Genomic DNA, 15,652 nt, shown 5'->3' on the forward strand with positions numbered 1-15,652 from the left:
AATGGCCGCACTATGGCTAAGGAAAAGGACACGGGGCGCAAGCTCATCGCGCAGAACAAGAAGGCGCGGCACGACTACCACATCCTCGACACCTACGAGTGCGGTCTCGTACTCATGGGTACCGAGGTCAAGTCGCTGCGGCTGGGGCGGGCCTCCCTGGTGGACGGCTTCGTCCAGATCGACGGGGGCGAGGCATGGCTGCACAACATCCACGTCCCGGAGTACGTGCAGGGGACCTGGACCAACCACTCGGCCAAGCGGAAGCGCAAGCTGCTCATGCACCGGGCCGAGATCGACAAGCTGGAGTCGAAGTCGGGCGAGACGGGCCACACGATCGTGCCGCTCGCGCTGTACTTCAAGGACGGCCGGGTCAAGGTCGAGATCGCTCTGGCGAAGGGAAAGAAGGAGTACGACAAGCGGCAGACCCTGCGTGAGAAGCAGGACCTGCGCGAGACGAACCGCGCAGTCTCGGCGGCGCGGCGGCGCCAGCGGAGCGCGTAGCCGCCTTGCCCTGCGGGGTGCGTGGGCGGGCCAGGGAAGCGTGCGGACGGGCCGGCAGGAATAGGCTGGCATCGTCGTGCGTTCGTCACGTACGATGGCACTGCGCCTCACCGCAGGTGCACCTATTGAAAACACAACATGGGGATGATCGGTTTCGACAGCGGATGTCGAAGCAGGGGAAGCGTGTCGAGGAAGCGGCAATGATCTCGTAAACCATATGTCGCAACCAATAATCGCCAACACCAAGCGCGATTCCTTCGCCCTCGCTGCCTAAGTAGCGACTTGCGAAGTGTCAGCCCGGGGGTGATCCCGACCCGGATCCTGGCATCATCAAGGGATCTAAACTTCTAGGCCCGGTCACGGGGCCTGGAAGGAAATCAAACAGTGGCTGGGCCTGTCGGTAGCTTGTTCGCGTGACTACCGGGGCCGAGAAAAGCACAGCGAACTGCACACGGAGAAGCCCTGATTCTGCACCGTTGGACGCGGGTTCGATTCCCGCCATCTCCACAATTCCCATGTGAACGAGGACCCCGTTGCCCACCGGCAACGGGGTCCTCGTTCTTGTGCCCGGATTTCTGCCGCCCGGCGTCAGCTCCGGGGGGCACGGACCCCGGCCCCCGCGACGAGCAGCGCCAGCCCCGCCGCGCAGACCGGTACGACATAGCCGGTCACCTGCCCCGTGTGCTCCACCATCCAGCCGCCGGTCGCCGATCCCGCGGCGATCCCGCCCAGCAGCGCGGTCACGGCCAGGGTCATGCCCTCGTTCAACTGGCCCTCGGGCGTGAGGCGTTGGACCAGCGTCATCCCGGTGACCATGGTGGGGGCCGTGGCGGCACCGGCCAGCAGCAGCGCGCCCGCGAGGACGAGCAGCGAATCGGTCGAGGAAGCGGCGAGCAGCGGCAGGGACATCAGCGCCGTCATGCCCGCCAGGCAGCCCAGCAGTCGGCGCCGGATGTCCGCGGCCGGGCGCAGCGATCCGTACCACAGTCCCGCCACACACGATCCGGCCGCCTGGAGGGCCAGAATCGCGCCCCCGGCGTGGGCGATCGTGACGACCTCCATCGCACCGAAGACCGCTCCGGTGGCGAGGAAGGTGGCGAGCAGGGCCGGCATGCCGGGGGCGCGGAGCGGGGAACCCGCGTGGGTGCGGGGCGCCACCGGCGGTTCGGTGGCGCGCTGGGCGGCGAAGATCAGGATGCCGGTCATCAGCAGGATCGCCCCGACGAGTGTTCCGGCCTCCGGGAAGAGCGCCGCGCACAGCAGGGCGGCGAGGGCCGGGCCGAGCATGAAGCAGAGTTCGTCGACGGCCTGTTCGAAGGAGTTCGCGGTGTGCAGGGCGGCCGGATCACCCGGGTGCAGATGGGCCCAGCGGGCACGGGACATCCCGCCGGTGTTGGGGGTGGTGGCAGTCGCGGCGTAGGAGGCGAAGAGCGTCCAGGCCGGGGCGTCGTAGTGCACACAGAGCAGCAGGGCGAGCGATCCGAGAACGGCGATCGCGGTGGCGGGCACGGCGACCCTGGCCTGCCCGTGCCGGTCGACGAGCCGGGCCGTCCAGGGCGCGACCACCGCCGTCGCGGCGAGGCCGGTCGCGGTGACGGCACCGGCCAGGGCGTAGGAGCCGCGCGACCCGGCGATCATGATCACCGCGCTGACGCTGAACATGCCCATGGGCACCCGGGCGAGGAGATTACCGGCGGTGAACGCCCGCGCGCCCGGGGTGGCGAGCAGTCTGCGGTACGGATTGGTGGACGCGGGCCGGGCGGGGGCGGTCGCGCGCGGGGCGATGACCAGCAGATCTCCGGAGACGGCGAGCAGGGGAGTGGTGGGTGGGGTTCTCGCGTACGGCATGGCTCCACCTTCGGGGCGCGCGGCCCACGCGGTCCAACACCTTCTCCGTACCGATTGACGCACTTGTGTTGTAAATTCTCGGTGTGGCCTCCTCCGCTGCCGATCCGGGCGCCCCTACGCATCTCCATACCGACCCCCGGCTGCTCCGCGCCTTCGTCGCCGTGGCCGAGGAACTGCACTTCACCCGCGCCGCGACCCGGCTCTACGTCGCCCAGCAGGCGCTGAGCCGGGACATCCGCCGACTGGAACGCGAACTGGGCGCGGAGCTGTTCGTACGGACCACCCGGCAGGTCTCCCTCACCGCCGACGGTGAACGACTCCTCCCGTACGCCCGGCGGGTGCTGGAGGCGCACGCCGATCTTGCCGCGGCCTTCACCGACCCCGCGGCCCGGCCGCTCTTCGTCGACCTCAACACCGACGGCATGACGGCCGCCCGGGTCCTCGCCCGCGCGCGGGAACTGGCCCCGGGGTGCGAGCTGATGGCGCGCTTCGAGAGCGGGCTCACCTGGGCCGCGGGGGAGGTCGTCGCCGGTCGGCTCGACGTCTCCTTCGGCCGGGCCGCCGGACTTGACCCCGGGGTCCGGGCCCGGCTCGGCGTGCAGCCGGTGAGGTACGAGCCGATGGCCGTTCTGCTCCCCGTCGAGCACCGCCTCGCCGCACACGAGGCCGTCGCGCTGGAGGACCTGGCGGGTGAGACCGTCTACGCGGGCGCCGGGAACTCGCGCACCAGGGAGTGGACGGACCTCGCCCGGCTGCTCTTCGCCGAGTGGGGCATCGAACTGGCACCACCCCTTCCGCTCGCGATCGGCGTGGCTGAATTTCAGCGCGTCATGGCAAAGTCGTGGCACCCGGTCCTGTGCGTCGTCGACTTTCCTCCTCTGCCGGGCACCGTGGTCCGTCCGCTGGTCCGGCCTGTACCGCTCTCCCCGCTCCTGCTCGTCTGGCGCAAGGGGCTGCGTCACCCCGGGCTGGACGCCCTGCGCGAAGCCGCGGTCCGTCTGGGTTCCGAGGAGGGCTGGATGGTGCGGCCCGGTGGGAGCTGGCTGCCGGAGCCCGACGCGTCGCTCATGGCGGGGCCCGCCCAGCGGATTCGGGCGGCGGGGGACGGTATACCTTCGCCGGACCGCACCCAGCCGTGCCCGCACCCGCCGAGCCCCGGCTCAGCCGCGTCGTGGTGCGAGCGAGGTGCGAGCAAGGTGCGATCATGACCGTTCGATGTCATACGACGTGACGGGCGGGAAATACGGGTGAACCAGGTCTGTCACGCACCGTTGGCAGGCTCGGCCCTCGGCATCATCGGGCGGCAGCGGGACGAGAGCCGGGTAGACGACATGCACGAGGACGAACAGCACGGGCCGCTGGCGGGCTTCACCGTCGGGGTCACCGCCGCACGCCGCGCGGAGGAGTTCGGCGCACTGCTGGAGCGACGGGGAGCGGCGGTCCTGTACGCGCCCGCCCTGCGGATCGAGCCGCTCGCCGACGACGGCGAACTCCTCGCCGTCACCCGCCGAATCGTCGAATCCGCCCCCGATGTGGTCGTCGCCACCACCGCGGTCGGCTTCCGGGGCTGGATCGAGGCCGCCGACGGCTGGGGTCTGGGCGGCCGGCTGCTGGAGGCCCTGCGCGGCACCGAACTGCTGGCCCGCGGTCCCAAGGTCAAGGGCGCCGTCCGGGCCGCCGGGCTGACCGAGGCATGGTCCCCCGCCTCGGAGTCCATGGCGGAGGTGCTGGACCGGCTCCTGGACGAGGGCGTCGAAGGCCGCCGCGTCGCCCTCCAACTGCACGGCGAACCTCTTTCCGGCTTCATCGAGCCGCTCCGCGCGGCGGGGGCCGAGGTCGTCGCCGTACCCGTCTACCGCTGGATGGACCCCGAGGACATCGCCCCGCTCGACCGGCTCCTCGACATCACCCTGGCCCGGGGCCTGGACGCCCTCACCTTCACCAGCGCTCCTGCCGCCACCTCGCTGCTCGGCCGGGCGGAGAAGCGCGGGCTGCTCCCGGAGCTCCTGGGCGCGTTGCGGGACGACGTTCTGGTGGCCTGCGTCGGACCGGTCACCGCCCTGCCGCTGCGGGCCCGGGGGATCGACACCGTCCAGCCGGAGCGTTTCCGGCTGACGCCGCTCGTCCAGCTGCTGTGCCATGAACTTCCTGCCGGAGTACGTGCGTTGCCGGTCGCCGGACACCGAGTCGAGATCCGCGGTCACGCCGTGATCGTCGACGGCGAACCGCGCCCGGTGCCGCCCGCCGGAATGGCTCTGCTCCATGCCCTGGCCCGCCGGCCGGGCTGGGTGGTGGCCCGCGCCGATCTGCTGCGCGCGCTGCCCGGCAGCGGCACCGACGAACACGCGGTGGAGACGGCCATGGCGAGGCTGCGTACGGCGCTGGGCGAGCCCCGGCTCGTCCAGACGGTCGTCAAACGCGGTTACCGGCTGGCGCTGGACCCGGTGGAGGACAGCGAGTACACGGGTTCCTGAGGACGTCGCGGATACCGGAGTGCCGTCAGGAACAGGGCACGCAGGAGTAGGGCGAGAGCGGCGGTGCACAGGACGGCCCGGACGGCGTTCCAGGCCACCCAGGCGTCCTCGAAACTCTCGCGCACGGCTGCGGGATCGGAGATCCGCGCCGGATTCCCGGCGTGTGCGAGGGCGTTGTTCAGCGGGACATTGACGCCCGAGGTGAGCAGGAAGGCGACGGCGTACACGGCGAGGGCGGCGAAGACCCACGGGCGCGCACCGGGGGACCGGCGCTGCTGCCAGGCGGCGACCGCCGTGAGGACCAGCGCTCCGAAGAATCCGGCGAAGAAGACCGGATTCTCGATGACGTCGTTGATGTTCTGCATGACCTCGATGAAGGTCCGGTCGTCGCTGCGCCCAAGGGCCGGCATGACCGCGCAGGAGAACACGTAGAACGTGCCCGCGACCAGTCCGGTGGCGACGGCGGCGCCACCGAGTACGAGGTGCTGCGGGGTGCGGGAGGGGCGCATGGGCCGAGTGGTTGTCATGTCTCCCAGTGAAGTGGCGGGGACGGTCTCGCTCCATCGCTCAGGCGCGCAGCTCCATACGCGGGCGTCCAGGAGCGCACGGCACCCGGGCCGCCTGCTCTCGTCGGTGCGGCTTGCCGGGCCGGAACCGGGCGTTGTCAGTGCGGCTTGCTACAACGGTCGCAGGCATGGAACGACGACCGGAGGGGGCCCTGTGGGTACCTGGGGCAGTGGGAATTTCGACGACGACACGGCGGCCGATCATCTGTCGGACATCACGGGGCGGCTCGTCTCCCAGATCGAGGAGGCGATGGCCGACGACCCGGTCGGCCTGGAGCCCGACGACTACTGGGGCGTCGCCGTGCCGTGCAACGTCGAGCTGCTGTGTCTGATCGCCGAGCAGCACTACGTCGGTGCCACGGTGCCCGGTGCGGCGGTGGTCCAGGGCTGGAAGAAGACCTTCATGGACGTGTGGGAACGGACCATCGACGGTCTCGAACCTGAACCGGAGTACAAGGAGAAGAGGCGGACGGAGCTGATCCGCACCTTCGACCGCCTGGCGGCCCTGTCCGCGCGGCAGGCGGCGTGAACGGGTCACGAGACCGGGCGGAGACGGCGTGTTGAGGCCGGATAACGTGAACGGATGATCGACGACATTCACCAGCTCGACGCGAAGGTGCGGCTCCGTCCCGCCACCCCGGCCGACGCCGCCTCCCTCGCCGTGTCCCTGACCCGCAGTCGCGCGTACATGGAGCCCTGGGAGCCTGTGCGGCCCGACGCCTTCTACACCGAGCAGGGACAGCGGGAACGGCTGGCCGGAATGCTCGCGGACCGTGACGCGGGGCGGACGATGCCGTGGGTGCTCGCCGACGAGCAGGACCGTGCGGTGGGCGGGTTCAACCTCACCGGCATCGCGCTCGGGCCGTTCCGCAGCGGAGTCCTCGGTTACTGGGTCGATGTCGAGCACGCGGGCCGCGGCCTCGCCACGGCAGCCGTGGAGCGGGTCTGCGAGGTGGCCAGGGACGATCTGCGGCTGCACCGGGTCGAGGCCGGGACGGTGCTGGACAACGAGGCCTCGCAGCGGGTGCTCGCCAAGTGCGGCTTCGAGCAGTACGGCATGGCCCCGCGCTATCTGCACATCAACGGCGAGTGGCGCGACCACCGGCTGTTCCAGCGGATTCTGTACGACGGTCCGTTGCTGATGGGCTGAGGCCCCGGACGGACTGATGGTGGTCCTCGAACGGTGGTCGGGTCGTCGCCGGATTCCCGGCCCTCCTGCTCCACCCGCAGCCAGCGCCGTGCCTCCGCCTCGTCCGTGATCGGCACGAGCAGCTTGGCGCGCATCACGGGATCGCGGTGCGCCTCGATCAGCGCCGCCATGTCCTCGGGCAGCCAGGGCCGGAGCAGGAGTGGCCCGGCCTCCGGAGTGGCGGTACGGGGGTCGTTGTCCATCGGGACACCGTACGGGCCCCCGTCGGCGCGGACCCGTGTGGCAGCAGGGGTTCCGGGGTGGACGCCTGAGGGGCACCCTGGGGGAGACCCCGATCGGAGACCCCGAGGCGGTGACCTACGCATGGCGGCGGGCAAGAGCTCGTACGACTGGCGGTTCGACTCCGGGCGCCCCTGCCTGGATCTGGTGGCAACAGGAATCGGCACCTCCGGCGCCTGCGAACTGCTCGACGGCGCCGAGCGGCTCGCCGACTGGCTGGTGGCCGCCGGACTCGTGCCGAGCGGCACCCACCTCGGCGCGGTGGACGACACCTGGGTGGTGCGCTTTCGGCAGTTGAGGGCCGGCGTGGAGCGCCTGCTGACCGCCGAGCTCGGTGGCCACAGAGCCGAGAGCGCCCTGGAACGGGTCAACGCGCTTGCCGCAGCCGCCCCTCCGGGGCTGCGGGCCGTACGGGGCGGGAGCGGCACGCTGGTTCGGACCCTGAGCGCCGATCCCGAATGCGGGGCGCTGCTGGCCGTCGTGGCCCGCGACGTCGTGGAGCTCCTGACCGATCCGGTGGCCCGAGCCGGACTGCGCCGCTGCGAGGCCGACAACTGCCGTCGGCTCTACCTGGACACCTCGCGGGGGCGCCGACGCCGTTGGTGCTCCAGCGAGGTGTGCGGAAACCGGGAGCGGGTGGCCCGCCACCGGCGCAGGGCGGCCGCGGGGGCGCTCACGGACGCGGGTACGTCCGGGGACGCGGGCAGGCCGGCGGACGCGGGTACGTCCGGGCGCGCGGGCACGGAGGCTGTCGCTCCTGCGGTCCCGGACGCGGGGGCCGATGCCTGATCGAAACCCCCGCGAGTCATTTCGATACGCGCGGCAGGTGCGCGGCGGCCCCGCCTTCGCATAGGGTTGACGGCTGCCCAATGCACGTCAGAAGGGGGCCTCGGTGGCCGCGCAGGATGCCGCTGTCGATTCGTTGCGGGACCGGGAAATCGGTGTCGAGCAGGAACATCTCGACCGTGTTTACGACCGTCTCGAAGAGAAGATCCACGAGGCGGAATTTCTCATGGACGACGCCGTCAAGCGCGGCCAGGTCGGTACCCCGGGCGCGCTCGCCGAGCGCGACGCCCAGGTGTTCCGGGCCGGAATCCATCTCAACCGGCTGAACAGCGAGTTCGAGGACTTCCTCTTCGGGAGGATCGACCTTTTGCTCGGCAAGGACGGCGAACGCGGCCCGGACGGCGCGTACACCTCCGTCGAGCCGGCCGACGACGCCGTACGCGAGGACAATTCCGCCGACATCGCCGAGACGCTGCACATCGGCCGCATCGGCGTCCTCGACTCCGACTACGCGCCGCTGGTCATCGACTGGCGCGCACCGGCCGCCGCGCCGTTCTACCGGTCGACGCCGAAGGAACCGGGCAGGGTGGTACGCCGCAGGGTCATCCGTTCCAAGGGGCGCAGGGTCCTCGGGGTCGAGGACGATCTGATGCGCCCCGAGCTGACCGCCCACCTGGGGGGCGACAAGCTCCCCGTCATCGGTGACGGCGCCCTGATGGCGGCGCTCGGCCAGGCCCGCAGCCACACGATGCGGGACATCGTCTCCTCCATCCAGGCGGAGCAGGACCTGGTGATCCGGGCACCCGCCGCCTCCGTCACCGAGGTCTCCGGCGGTCCGGGCACCGGCAAGACCGCCGTCGCCCTGCACCGTGCCGCCTACCTCCTTTACCAGGACCGGCGGCGGTACGCGGGCGGCATCCTCGTCGTCTCACCGACCCCGCTCCTGGTCGCGTACACCGAGGGCGTGCTGCCCTCGCTGGGAGAGGAGGGGCAGGTGGCGATCCGCGCGGTCGGCTCGCTCTCCGACGAGGCGGCCGGCGTCGAGGGCGCCACCACGTACGACGAACCCGCCGTCGCCCGGATCAAGGGCTCCTCCCGGATGCTCCAGGTGCTGCGCAAGGCGGCACGCGGGGCGCTGGAACGGCCCGGCACTTCTCACAGGGCTCCGGAGCGGGAGGGCCAGCTGTCCTTCGGCGACGCAGCCGACGCAGCCGACGCAGCCGACGCAACCGGGGGAACCGACCGGGCCCCGGGCACCCCGACCCGGCTGCGGGTCGTCGCGTTCGGCGCCCGTGTCGAGCTGGGCGCCGACGAACTGCACCGCATCCGGCAGTCCGTGCTCGGCGGCACCGCCCCGGTCAACCTGTTGCGCCCGCGCGCCCGCAGAATGCTCCTGGACGCCCTGTGGAACAAGTCCTCCGGCCGGGGCCGCTACACCGACCCCGAACTGGCCGCCGAACTGCGCTCCTCCTTCGACGAGGACGTCTCCACCGAGACCCCCTTCCTCGACTTCCTGAACGCCTGGTGGCCCGAACTCACCCCGCGCGGGGTGCTCGCCGCGATGGCCGACGAGAAGCGGCTCGGCCGCTGGGCGCGCCGGGTCCTCAACCAGGGTGAGGTGCGCCGCCTCGCCCGCTCGCTGAAGCGGCTCGACAGCGAGGGGAACGGCCCGCTCTCCGTGCACGACGTGGCGATCCTCGACGAGCTGCAGACGCTGCTGGGCACCCCGCACCGGCCGAAGAAGAAGCGCGACTTCGACCCGCTGGACCAGCTCTCCGGTCTGGAGGAGCTGATGCCGCAGCGCGAGGAGACCCAGCGCGAGCGGGCCGAGCGGCTGGCCGCGGAGCGTACGGAGTACGCGCACGTCATCGTCGACGAGGCGCAGGACCTCACGCCCATGCAGTGGCGCATGGTCGGCCGCCGCGGCCGGCACGCCACCTGGACGATCGTCGGAGACCCGGCGCAGTCCTCCTGGTCCGATCCGGACGAGGCCGCGAGCGCGCGCGACGAGGCGCTCGGCAACCGCCCGCGCCGCCGCTTCACCCTCACGGTCAACTACCGCAACCCGGCGGAGATCGCCGAGCTGGCCTCGAAGGTCCTGGCGCTGGCGATGCCCGGCATGGAGTCACCGGCCGCGGTCCGTTCCACGGGCGTGAAGCCGCGCTTCGAGACCGTACGGGACGGCGATCTGGCCGCCTCGGTGCGCGAGGAGGCGCGGCGGCTGCTGGCCGAGGTGGACGGCACGGTGGGCGTGGTCGTCGCGATGAACCGCCGGGCCCAGGCCCGCGACTGGCTCGCCGAGCTCGGCGAGCGGGTGGTGGCGCTGGGCAGCCTGGAGGCGAAGGGCCTGGAGTACGACGCCACGGTGGTCGTCTCGCCCGCGGAGATCGCGGACGAGTCCCCGGCCGGCCTGCGGGTGCTGTACGTGGCGCTGACGCGTGCGACGCAGCAGCTCACGGTGGTCTCGGGGAAGCGGGACCTGCCGGACGAGGGCGGTGTCCCCGACCTGCTGAGGGACTGACGAGGGCGGTGTCCCGGACCTGCTGAGGGGCGGGGCGAGCGGGCGCGGGCGCAGCCGGGCGGGCGGATTTCCGAACCGACCCGTACTCCGGGAATCACTTCCGCGGGGTCTTTGTTAGCCTGGAGTCGGCACCGGCTCGATCCAAGCCCCCGGGCCCAACCTTCGTCGCTTCGAGCGACCACTTGCCGCGAGGCGAGCATGGCGGGTCGGTGCCGCTTGACCAAGAAGACAGACCCGCGTCACCTTCCGGTGGCGCGGGTCTGTTCTTGTTCACGGGTCTGCTCTTGTGCACGGACCCGGTCGTGTCCACGGAGGCGGTCGGGTCGGAAGCGTTTGGGGGTTCCGCTGAAGCGATCATCTCTCGTATGGTGGAAACTACTTTCCGAAACGTGGCAGTCATTACCGGCTACCGGCCAGTAGGTGCGACGATCGGGTAGCGCGTCCGAGGCGAGCGCCCCGGCCGCGCGGCAAAGAAGCTAAGGAAAGCGAAGGACTCGGCCATGGCAACGGCGCCCAGCGTCTCGTACTCGATGACGGTCAGGCTGGAGGTGCCCGCGAGCGGCACAGCGGTCTCCCAGCTCACCACGGCCGTGGAGTCCTCCGGCGGTTCGGTCACCGGCCTCGACGTGACCGCCTCCGGTCACGAGAAGCTGCGGATCGACGTCACGATCGCCGCCACCTCGACCGCGCACGCGGACGAGATCGTCGAGAACCTGCGCGGCATCGAGGGCGTCGTGCTCGGGAAGGTCTCCGACCGTACGTTCCTGATGCACCTCGGCGGCAAGATCGAGATGGCGTCCAAGCACCCCATCCGCAACCGTGACGACCTCTCGATGATCTACACCCCGGGTGTGGCCCGGGTCTGCATGGCGATCGCCGAGAATCCCGAGGACGCCCGCCGTCTCACCATCAAGCGCAACTCCGTCGCAGTTGTGACGGACGGTTCCGCGGTGCTCGGCCTCGGCAACATCGGCCCGATGGCCGCCCTCCCGGTGATGGAGGGCAAGGCGGCCCTCTTCAAGCGCTTCGCCGGCATCGACGCCTGGCCGATCTGCCTGGACACCCAGGACACCGACGCCATCGTCGAGATCGTCAAGGCGATGGCCCCCGGCTTCGCGGGCATCAATCTGGAGGACATCTCCGCCCCCCGCTGCTTCGAGATCGAGGCGCGGCTGCGCGAGGCCCTGGACATCCCCGTCTTCCACGACGACCAGCACGGCACCGCGATCGTGGTCCTGGCCGCGCTGACCAACGCCCTGCGCGTGGTGGGCAAGGGAATCGGGGACGTGCGTGTCGTCATGTCCGGCGCCGGAGCGGCCGGTACGGCCATCCTGAAGCTCCTCATCGCCGCCGGCGTCAAGCACGCCGTCGTCGCCGACATCCACGGTGTGGTGCACGCCGGCCGCGAGGACCTGGTCTCCGCCCACGCCGACTCGCCGCTGCGCTGGATCGCCGACAACACCAACCCCGAGTCCGTCACGGGCACCCTCAAGCAGGCCGTCGTGGGCGCCGATGTCTTCATCGGCGTCTCCGCCCCGAACGTCCTGGACGGCACCGATGTCGCCGCCATGGCCGACGGTGCGATCGTGTTCGCGCTCGCGAACCCGGACCCCGAGGTGGATCCGGCTATCGCGCGCCAGACGGCGGCAGTTGTCGCCACCGGCCGCTCCGACTTCCCGAACCAGATCAACAACGTGCTGGTCTTCCCGGGTGTCTTCCGCGGTCTGCTGGACGCCCAGTCCCGCACCGTCAACACCGAGATGATGCTCGCCGCCGCGGGTGCCCTCGCCGACGTCGTCGCCGAGGACGAGCTGAACGCGAACTACATCATCCCGTCGGTCTTCAACGACAAGGTCGCCGGAGCGGTCGCCGGTGCCGTCCGGGACGCCGCGAAGGCGGCGGGCGGCACCCTGACGGGCGCGGGGGAGCTCGGCTGACGCCGACCGTCCGCGGAACCCGCCGCGGCCCCTGCTGGTGTCCGGCCGCGGCCGCGGCACCCCACGTCGGCCCTGCGTACGGCGCGTCGCGGGTCGCGGCGCCCCAAACGCCCCTTTAGGGTGGGCGGGCGGCGCGTCCCGCAGAGCCCCGCATCCGCTGCGGACCGCTTTCGGGGAGTCGACGGAACGTCACCACGATGAGGCAGTGGTGCTTTTCGTGTGACTCCGGAGGGTGCCGGATTGGCTTTCCCGCCGCAGGTGGGGGCAGGATGCGTAATCGGGCGCGAGGGTCTGACGACAGACCCGGGTCCGGGGACTGTCCGAGGGCCCTGGCAGCATCGGCTTCGATCTCACGCCTCACAGGCAAGAAGAACACGGGAGTAACAACATGAACCGCAGTGAGCTGGTGGCCGCCCTGGCCGACCGCGCCGAGGTGACTCGCAAGGACGCCGACGCCGTGCTGGCCGCGCTCGCCGAGACCGTCGGTGAGATCGTCGCCAAGGGCGACGAGAAGGTCACCATCCCCGGCTTCCTGACCTTCGAGCGCACCCACCGTGCCGCTCGCACCGCTCGTAACCCGCAGACCGGCGACCCGATCAACATCCCGGCCGGCTACAGCGTGAAGGTCTCCGCGGGCTCCAAGCTCAAGGAAGCCGCCAAGGGCAAGTAAGCCCCACAGGCGCGACGAAGGGCGGTCACCCGACCAGGGTGACCGCCCTTCCGTGTACCGGCCCGAGAGGGCCCTTTCCGGGCCTCTGCCGCCAACGTGGACCCGGAGGGACGAACCCGGACCCTCCGGGAACGGGAAGCGGGGGCCCGGGGCGGTGCCCCGAACCCCCGTCAGCAGCCGTCGGCCGCCGGGTCTCAGACCAGCGCCCCGCCGGGCAGCTCCACCTTCGCGCCCAGCTTCTCCAGCTTCTCCATGAAGTTCTCGTAGCCGCGGTTGATCAGGTCGATCCCGTGCACCCGCGAGGTGCCCTGCGCCGCCAGCGCGGCGATCAGGTACGAGAAACCGCCGCGCAGGTCCGGGATGACCAGGTCCGCGCCCTGCAGCCTCGTCGGCCCGGACACGACCGCGGAGTGCAGGAAGTTGCGCTGGCCGAAGCGGCAGTCGGAGCCGCCCAGACACTCGCGGTAGAGCTGGATGTGTGCGCCCATCTGGTTGAGCGCGGAGGTGAAGCCGAGCCGGGACTCGTACACCGTCTCGTGGACGATGGACAGGCCCGAGGCCTGCGTCAGGGCCACGACCAGCGGCTGCTGCCAGTCGGTCTGGAAGCCGGGGTGCACGTCCGTCTCCAGGGCGATGGCGTTCAGCGCGCTGCCCGGATGCCAGAAACGGATGCCCTCGTCGTCGATCTCGAACGCGCCGCCGACCCGGCGGAAGGTGTTCAGGAACGTCATCATCGAGCGCTGCTGCGCGCCCCGTACGTAAATGTTGCCCTCGGTGGCCAGCGCGGCGGACGCCCAGGAGGCCGCCTCCAGGCGGTCCGGGATCGCGCGGTGCGTATAGCCGTCCAGCCGGTCGACACCGGTGATCCGGATCGTCCGGTCGGTGTCCATCGAGATGATCGCGCCCATCTTCTGCAGCACGCAGATGAGGTCCTCGATCTCCGGCTCCACGGCCGCGTTGGACAGTTCGGTGACGCCCTCGGCGAGCACGGCCGTCAGCAGCACCTGCTCGGTGGAGCCCACCGACGGGTACGGCAGCCGGATCTTCGTGCCGCGCAGTCGCTGCGGGGCCTCCAGGTACTGGCCGTCCGCGCGCTTCTCGATGGTCGCGCCGAACTGCCGCAGCACGTCGAAGTGGAAGTCGATCGGCCGGCCGCCGATGTCGCAGCCGCCGAGCCCCGGGATGAACGCGTGGCCCAGCCGGTGCAGCAGCGGGCCGCAGAACAGGATCGGGATGCGCGACGAGCCCGCGTGGGCATCGATGTCGGCGACGTTGGCGCTCTCGACATGGGTCGGGTCAAGGATCAGCTCGCCCGGTTCGTCACCCGGCCGGACCGTCACACCGTGCAACTGCAACAGACCTCGCACCACCCGCACGTCGCGGATGTCGGGCACGTTGCGCAGCCGGCTGGGCCCGCTGCCGAGCAGCGCGGCGACCATTGCCTTCGGCACCAGGTTCTTGGCGCCTCTGACGCGGATCTCGCCCTCCAGCGGGGTTCCGCCGTGGACAAGCAGGACATCGTCTGTGCCGGTCATGAATCTCGCGTTCCGGAGTGGTCGGGCAGGGGGCCAAACGAAAGGGTAATGGCCCGCGCCCCCCCTTCCGTAAGAGGTCGGGGGGTGTGCGAACGTCATGAATCCGCCACAACACGCTCTGCTCCCCGGCTCTTGCGGAGGGTTACCGTCCGCAACGCCCCCCGGGGCCGTGCGCTCTCCATGCCTCTGTGCGCCCTGAGCTGCGCTCGGGCCCGTTCGATGACATGGCGGCCCACTTGGCCACCGCGAGGAGCGAAGATGCGGGATCATTTCTGCCATGACCGAGGTGTCCTCGCTCACAGGGCGACTGCTCGTGGCCACACCCGCGCTCGCGGACCCGAATTTCGACCGCGCGGTGGTGCTGCTCCTCGACCACGACGAGGAGGGCTCGCTCGGCGTGGTCCTGAACCGCCCGACCCCGGTCGGCGTCGGTGACATCCTCACGTCCTGGGCCGGCCTGACCGGCGAACCGGACGTCGTCTTCCAGGGTGGCCCGGTCTCGCTCGACTCGGCGCTCGGAGTGGCCGTCATCCCCGGAGACGAGGGCCCGCCACCGCGCTCCCGTCCCCGCTCGAACAGGGAGGACCCCCTCGGCTTCCGCCGGGTGTACGGGGCGATCGGCCTGGTCGACCTGGAGGCGCCGCCGGAGCTGCTGGCTGCGGCGCTCGGCTCGCTGCGGATCTTCGCCGGATACGCCGGCTGGGGCCCCGGGCAGCTGGAGACGGAGCTGACCGAGGGGGCCTGGTACGTCGTCGAGTCCGAGCCAGGAGACGTCTCCTCCCCGCGCCCGGAGCACCTCTGGCGGGCGGTCCTGCGCCGCCAGCGCAGCGAACTGGCGATGATCGCCACCTACCCGGACGACCCGTCGCTGAACTGAAGCTCCGGGCTTTCAGTACCCTTGGCGGTTATGAGCACTCTTGAGCCCGAGCGCGGGGCAGGTACGGGGACCCTCGTAGAGCCGACGCCGCAGGTGTCGAACGGCGACGGCGACCACGAGCGCTACGCCCATTACGTCCAGAAGGACAAGATCATGGCGAGTGCCCTGGAGGGCACCCCCGTGGTCGCACTGTGCGGGAAGGTCTGGGTACCGGGGCGCGACCCCAAGAAGTATCCGGTCTGTCCCATGTGCAAGGAGATCTACGAGTCCATGGGCGCCGGCGGCGACAAGGACAAGGGCAAGGGCGGCAAGGACAAGAAGTAGTCCTGGGCCGTTCGGCCGCCACTGCTTCGGGCCCCCGGGGTGCGCGTTGACGCGCACCCCGGGGGCCCTTTGCGTTGCACGGGCTGCTCCCCCGGGTCACAGAGTGGTCGAGACCACTTGTCGGCGTCCGCACGCGCACCTACTCTCCTGCCAGTTGTGCAGAACGAAACGTGCGTTGCGTATG

At 70.9% G+C, this 15,652-nt stretch carries 14 protein-coding genes and 1 other RNA gene; 12 read left to right on the top strand and 3 right to left on the bottom strand.

Annotation, left to right across the window (positions count from 1 at the left end):
• Positions 1-12 precede the first annotated feature (12 nt).
• Together smpB and ssrA are read left to right on the top strand one after the other, a co-directional pair.
• Complete coding sequence (gene smpB, locus ABZ826_RS31965; protein ID WP_361456117.1) at positions 13-501, top strand: SsrA-binding protein SmpB; 489 nt, start codon at positions 13-15, stop codon at positions 499-501.
• Between the two features lie 140 nt (positions 502-641).
• Positions 642-1,011: a transfer-messenger RNA gene (ssrA, locus tag ABZ826_RS31970) on the top strand.
• A 78-nt stretch (positions 1,012-1,089) separates the two neighbouring features.
• Here the strand turns inward: ssrA and ABZ826_RS31975 are convergent.
• Positions 1,090-2,349, bottom strand: coding sequence for an MFS transporter (locus tag ABZ826_RS31975; RefSeq protein ID WP_361456120.1), 1,260 nt, complete (start codon positions 2,347-2,349; stop codon positions 1,090-1,092).
• Positions 2,350-2,432: 83 nt separating this feature from the next.
• Between ABZ826_RS31975 and ABZ826_RS31980 the strand changes: the two genes are divergently transcribed.
• Complete coding sequence (locus ABZ826_RS31980; RefSeq protein ID WP_361456123.1) at positions 2,433-3,557, top strand: LysR family transcriptional regulator; 1,125 nt, start codon at positions 2,433-2,435, stop codon at positions 3,555-3,557.
• Between the two features lie 123 nt (positions 3,558-3,680).
• Positions 3,681-4,823, top strand: a complete 1,143-nt coding sequence (locus ABZ826_RS31985) for a uroporphyrinogen-III synthase (RefSeq protein ID WP_361456175.1) — start codon at positions 3,681-3,683, stop codon at positions 4,821-4,823.
• Here the strand turns inward: ABZ826_RS31985 and ABZ826_RS31990 are convergent.
• Positions 4,772-5,350 (bottom strand): anthrone oxygenase family protein, encoded by a 579-nt coding sequence (locus tag ABZ826_RS31990; RefSeq protein ID WP_361456127.1) that lies wholly within the window; start codon positions 5,348-5,350, stop codon positions 4,772-4,774. The genes ABZ826_RS31985 and ABZ826_RS31990 overlap by 52 nt on opposite strands.
• A gap of 193 nt (positions 5,351-5,543) precedes the next feature.
• Between ABZ826_RS31990 and ABZ826_RS31995 the strand changes: the two genes are divergently transcribed.
• From ABZ826_RS31995 to ABZ826_RS32020, 6 genes are all read left to right on the top strand, one after another.
• Positions 5,544-5,918 carry a DUF4259 domain-containing protein gene (locus ABZ826_RS31995; protein ID WP_361456130.1) on the top strand — a complete coding sequence of 125 codons (375 nt, stop codon included), beginning with the start codon at positions 5,544-5,546 and terminating at the stop codon, positions 5,916-5,918.
• Positions 5,919-5,972: 54 nt separating this feature from the next.
• Complete coding sequence (locus tag ABZ826_RS32000) at positions 5,973-6,539, top strand: GNAT family protein (RefSeq protein ID WP_361456133.1); 567 nt, start codon at positions 5,973-5,975, stop codon at positions 6,537-6,539.
• Between the two features lie 363 nt (positions 6,540-6,902).
• Positions 6,903-7,607: a CGNR zinc finger domain-containing protein gene (locus ABZ826_RS32005; RefSeq protein WP_361456136.1), complete on the top strand. Its 705-nt coding sequence runs from the start codon at positions 6,903-6,905 to the stop codon at positions 7,605-7,607.
• Positions 7,608-7,710: 103 nt separating this feature from the next.
• Entirely contained in the window at positions 7,711-10,125 is a 2,415-nt protein-coding gene (locus ABZ826_RS32010) for a UvrD-helicase domain-containing protein (protein ID WP_361456139.1), read from the top strand.
• 500 nt (positions 10,126-10,625) lie between these two features.
• Positions 10,626-12,062, top strand: a complete 1,437-nt coding sequence (locus tag ABZ826_RS32015; RefSeq protein WP_361456142.1) for an NAD-dependent malic enzyme — start codon at positions 10,626-10,628, stop codon at positions 12,060-12,062.
• A 388-nt stretch (positions 12,063-12,450) separates the two neighbouring features.
• Positions 12,451-12,732, top strand: a complete 282-nt coding sequence (locus ABZ826_RS32020; RefSeq protein ID WP_003968811.1) for an HU family DNA-binding protein — start codon at positions 12,451-12,453, stop codon at positions 12,730-12,732.
• A gap of 194 nt (positions 12,733-12,926) precedes the next feature.
• Here ABZ826_RS32020 and murA read toward each other — a convergent pair whose 3' ends face one another.
• Positions 12,927-14,267: a UDP-N-acetylglucosamine 1-carboxyvinyltransferase gene (gene murA / locus ABZ826_RS32025; RefSeq protein WP_351073520.1), complete on the bottom strand. Its 1,341-nt coding sequence runs from the start codon at positions 14,265-14,267 to the stop codon at positions 12,927-12,929.
• 277 nt (positions 14,268-14,544) lie between these two features.
• On the opposite strand from murA, the gene ABZ826_RS32030 reads away from it, so the two are divergent.
• Together ABZ826_RS32030 and ABZ826_RS32035 are read left to right on the top strand one after the other, a co-directional pair.
• Entirely contained in the window at positions 14,545-15,144 is a 600-nt protein-coding gene (locus ABZ826_RS32030) for a YqgE/AlgH family protein (protein ID WP_361456145.1), read from the top strand.
• Positions 15,145-15,174: 30 nt separating this feature from the next.
• Positions 15,175-15,468 carry a DUF3039 domain-containing protein gene (locus ABZ826_RS32035; RefSeq protein ID WP_072484142.1) on the top strand — a complete coding sequence of 98 codons (294 nt, stop codon included), beginning with the start codon at positions 15,175-15,177 and terminating at the stop codon, positions 15,466-15,468.
• Positions 15,469-15,652 lie beyond the last annotated feature (184 nt).

The organism is Streptomyces sp. NPDC047515, from assembly GCF_040643055.1.
GTDB lineage: Bacteria > Actinomycetota > Actinomycetes > Streptomycetales > Streptomycetaceae > Streptomyces.

Excerpts from the sequence above, each read along its gene's own strand:
- ABZ826_RS32020 (WP_003968811.1), top strand. The coding sequence starts at position 12,451 with ATGAACCGCAGTGAGCTGGTGGCCGCCCTGGCCGACCGCGCCGAGGTG.
- ABZ826_RS31990 (WP_361456127.1), bottom strand. The coding sequence starts at position 5,350 with ATGACAACCACTCGGCCCATGCGCCCCTCCCGCACCCCGCAGCACCTC.
- ABZ826_RS31975 (WP_361456120.1), bottom strand. The coding sequence starts at position 2,349 with ATGCCGTACGCGAGAACCCCACCCACCACTCCCCTGCTCGCCGTCTCC.
- ABZ826_RS32005 (WP_361456136.1), top strand. The coding sequence starts at position 6,903 with ATGGCGGCGGGCAAGAGCTCGTACGACTGGCGGTTCGACTCCGGGCGC.
- murA (WP_351073520.1), bottom strand. The coding sequence starts at position 14,267 with ATGACCGGCACAGACGATGTCCTGCTTGTCCACGGCGGAACCCCGCTG.
- ABZ826_RS32030 (WP_361456145.1), top strand. The coding sequence starts at position 14,545 with ATGACCGAGGTGTCCTCGCTCACAGGGCGACTGCTCGTGGCCACACCC.
- ABZ826_RS32000 (WP_361456133.1), top strand. The coding sequence starts at position 5,973 with ATGATCGACGACATTCACCAGCTCGACGCGAAGGTGCGGCTCCGTCCC.
- ABZ826_RS31985 (WP_361456175.1), top strand. The coding sequence starts at position 3,681 with ATGCACGAGGACGAACAGCACGGGCCGCTGGCGGGCTTCACCGTCGGG.
- smpB (WP_361456117.1), top strand. The coding sequence starts at position 13 with ATGGCTAAGGAAAAGGACACGGGGCGCAAGCTCATCGCGCAGAACAAG.
- ABZ826_RS32035 (WP_072484142.1), top strand. The coding sequence starts at position 15,175 with ATGAGCACTCTTGAGCCCGAGCGCGGGGCAGGTACGGGGACCCTCGTA.
- ABZ826_RS32015 (WP_361456142.1), top strand. The coding sequence starts at position 10,626 with ATGGCAACGGCGCCCAGCGTCTCGTACTCGATGACGGTCAGGCTGGAG.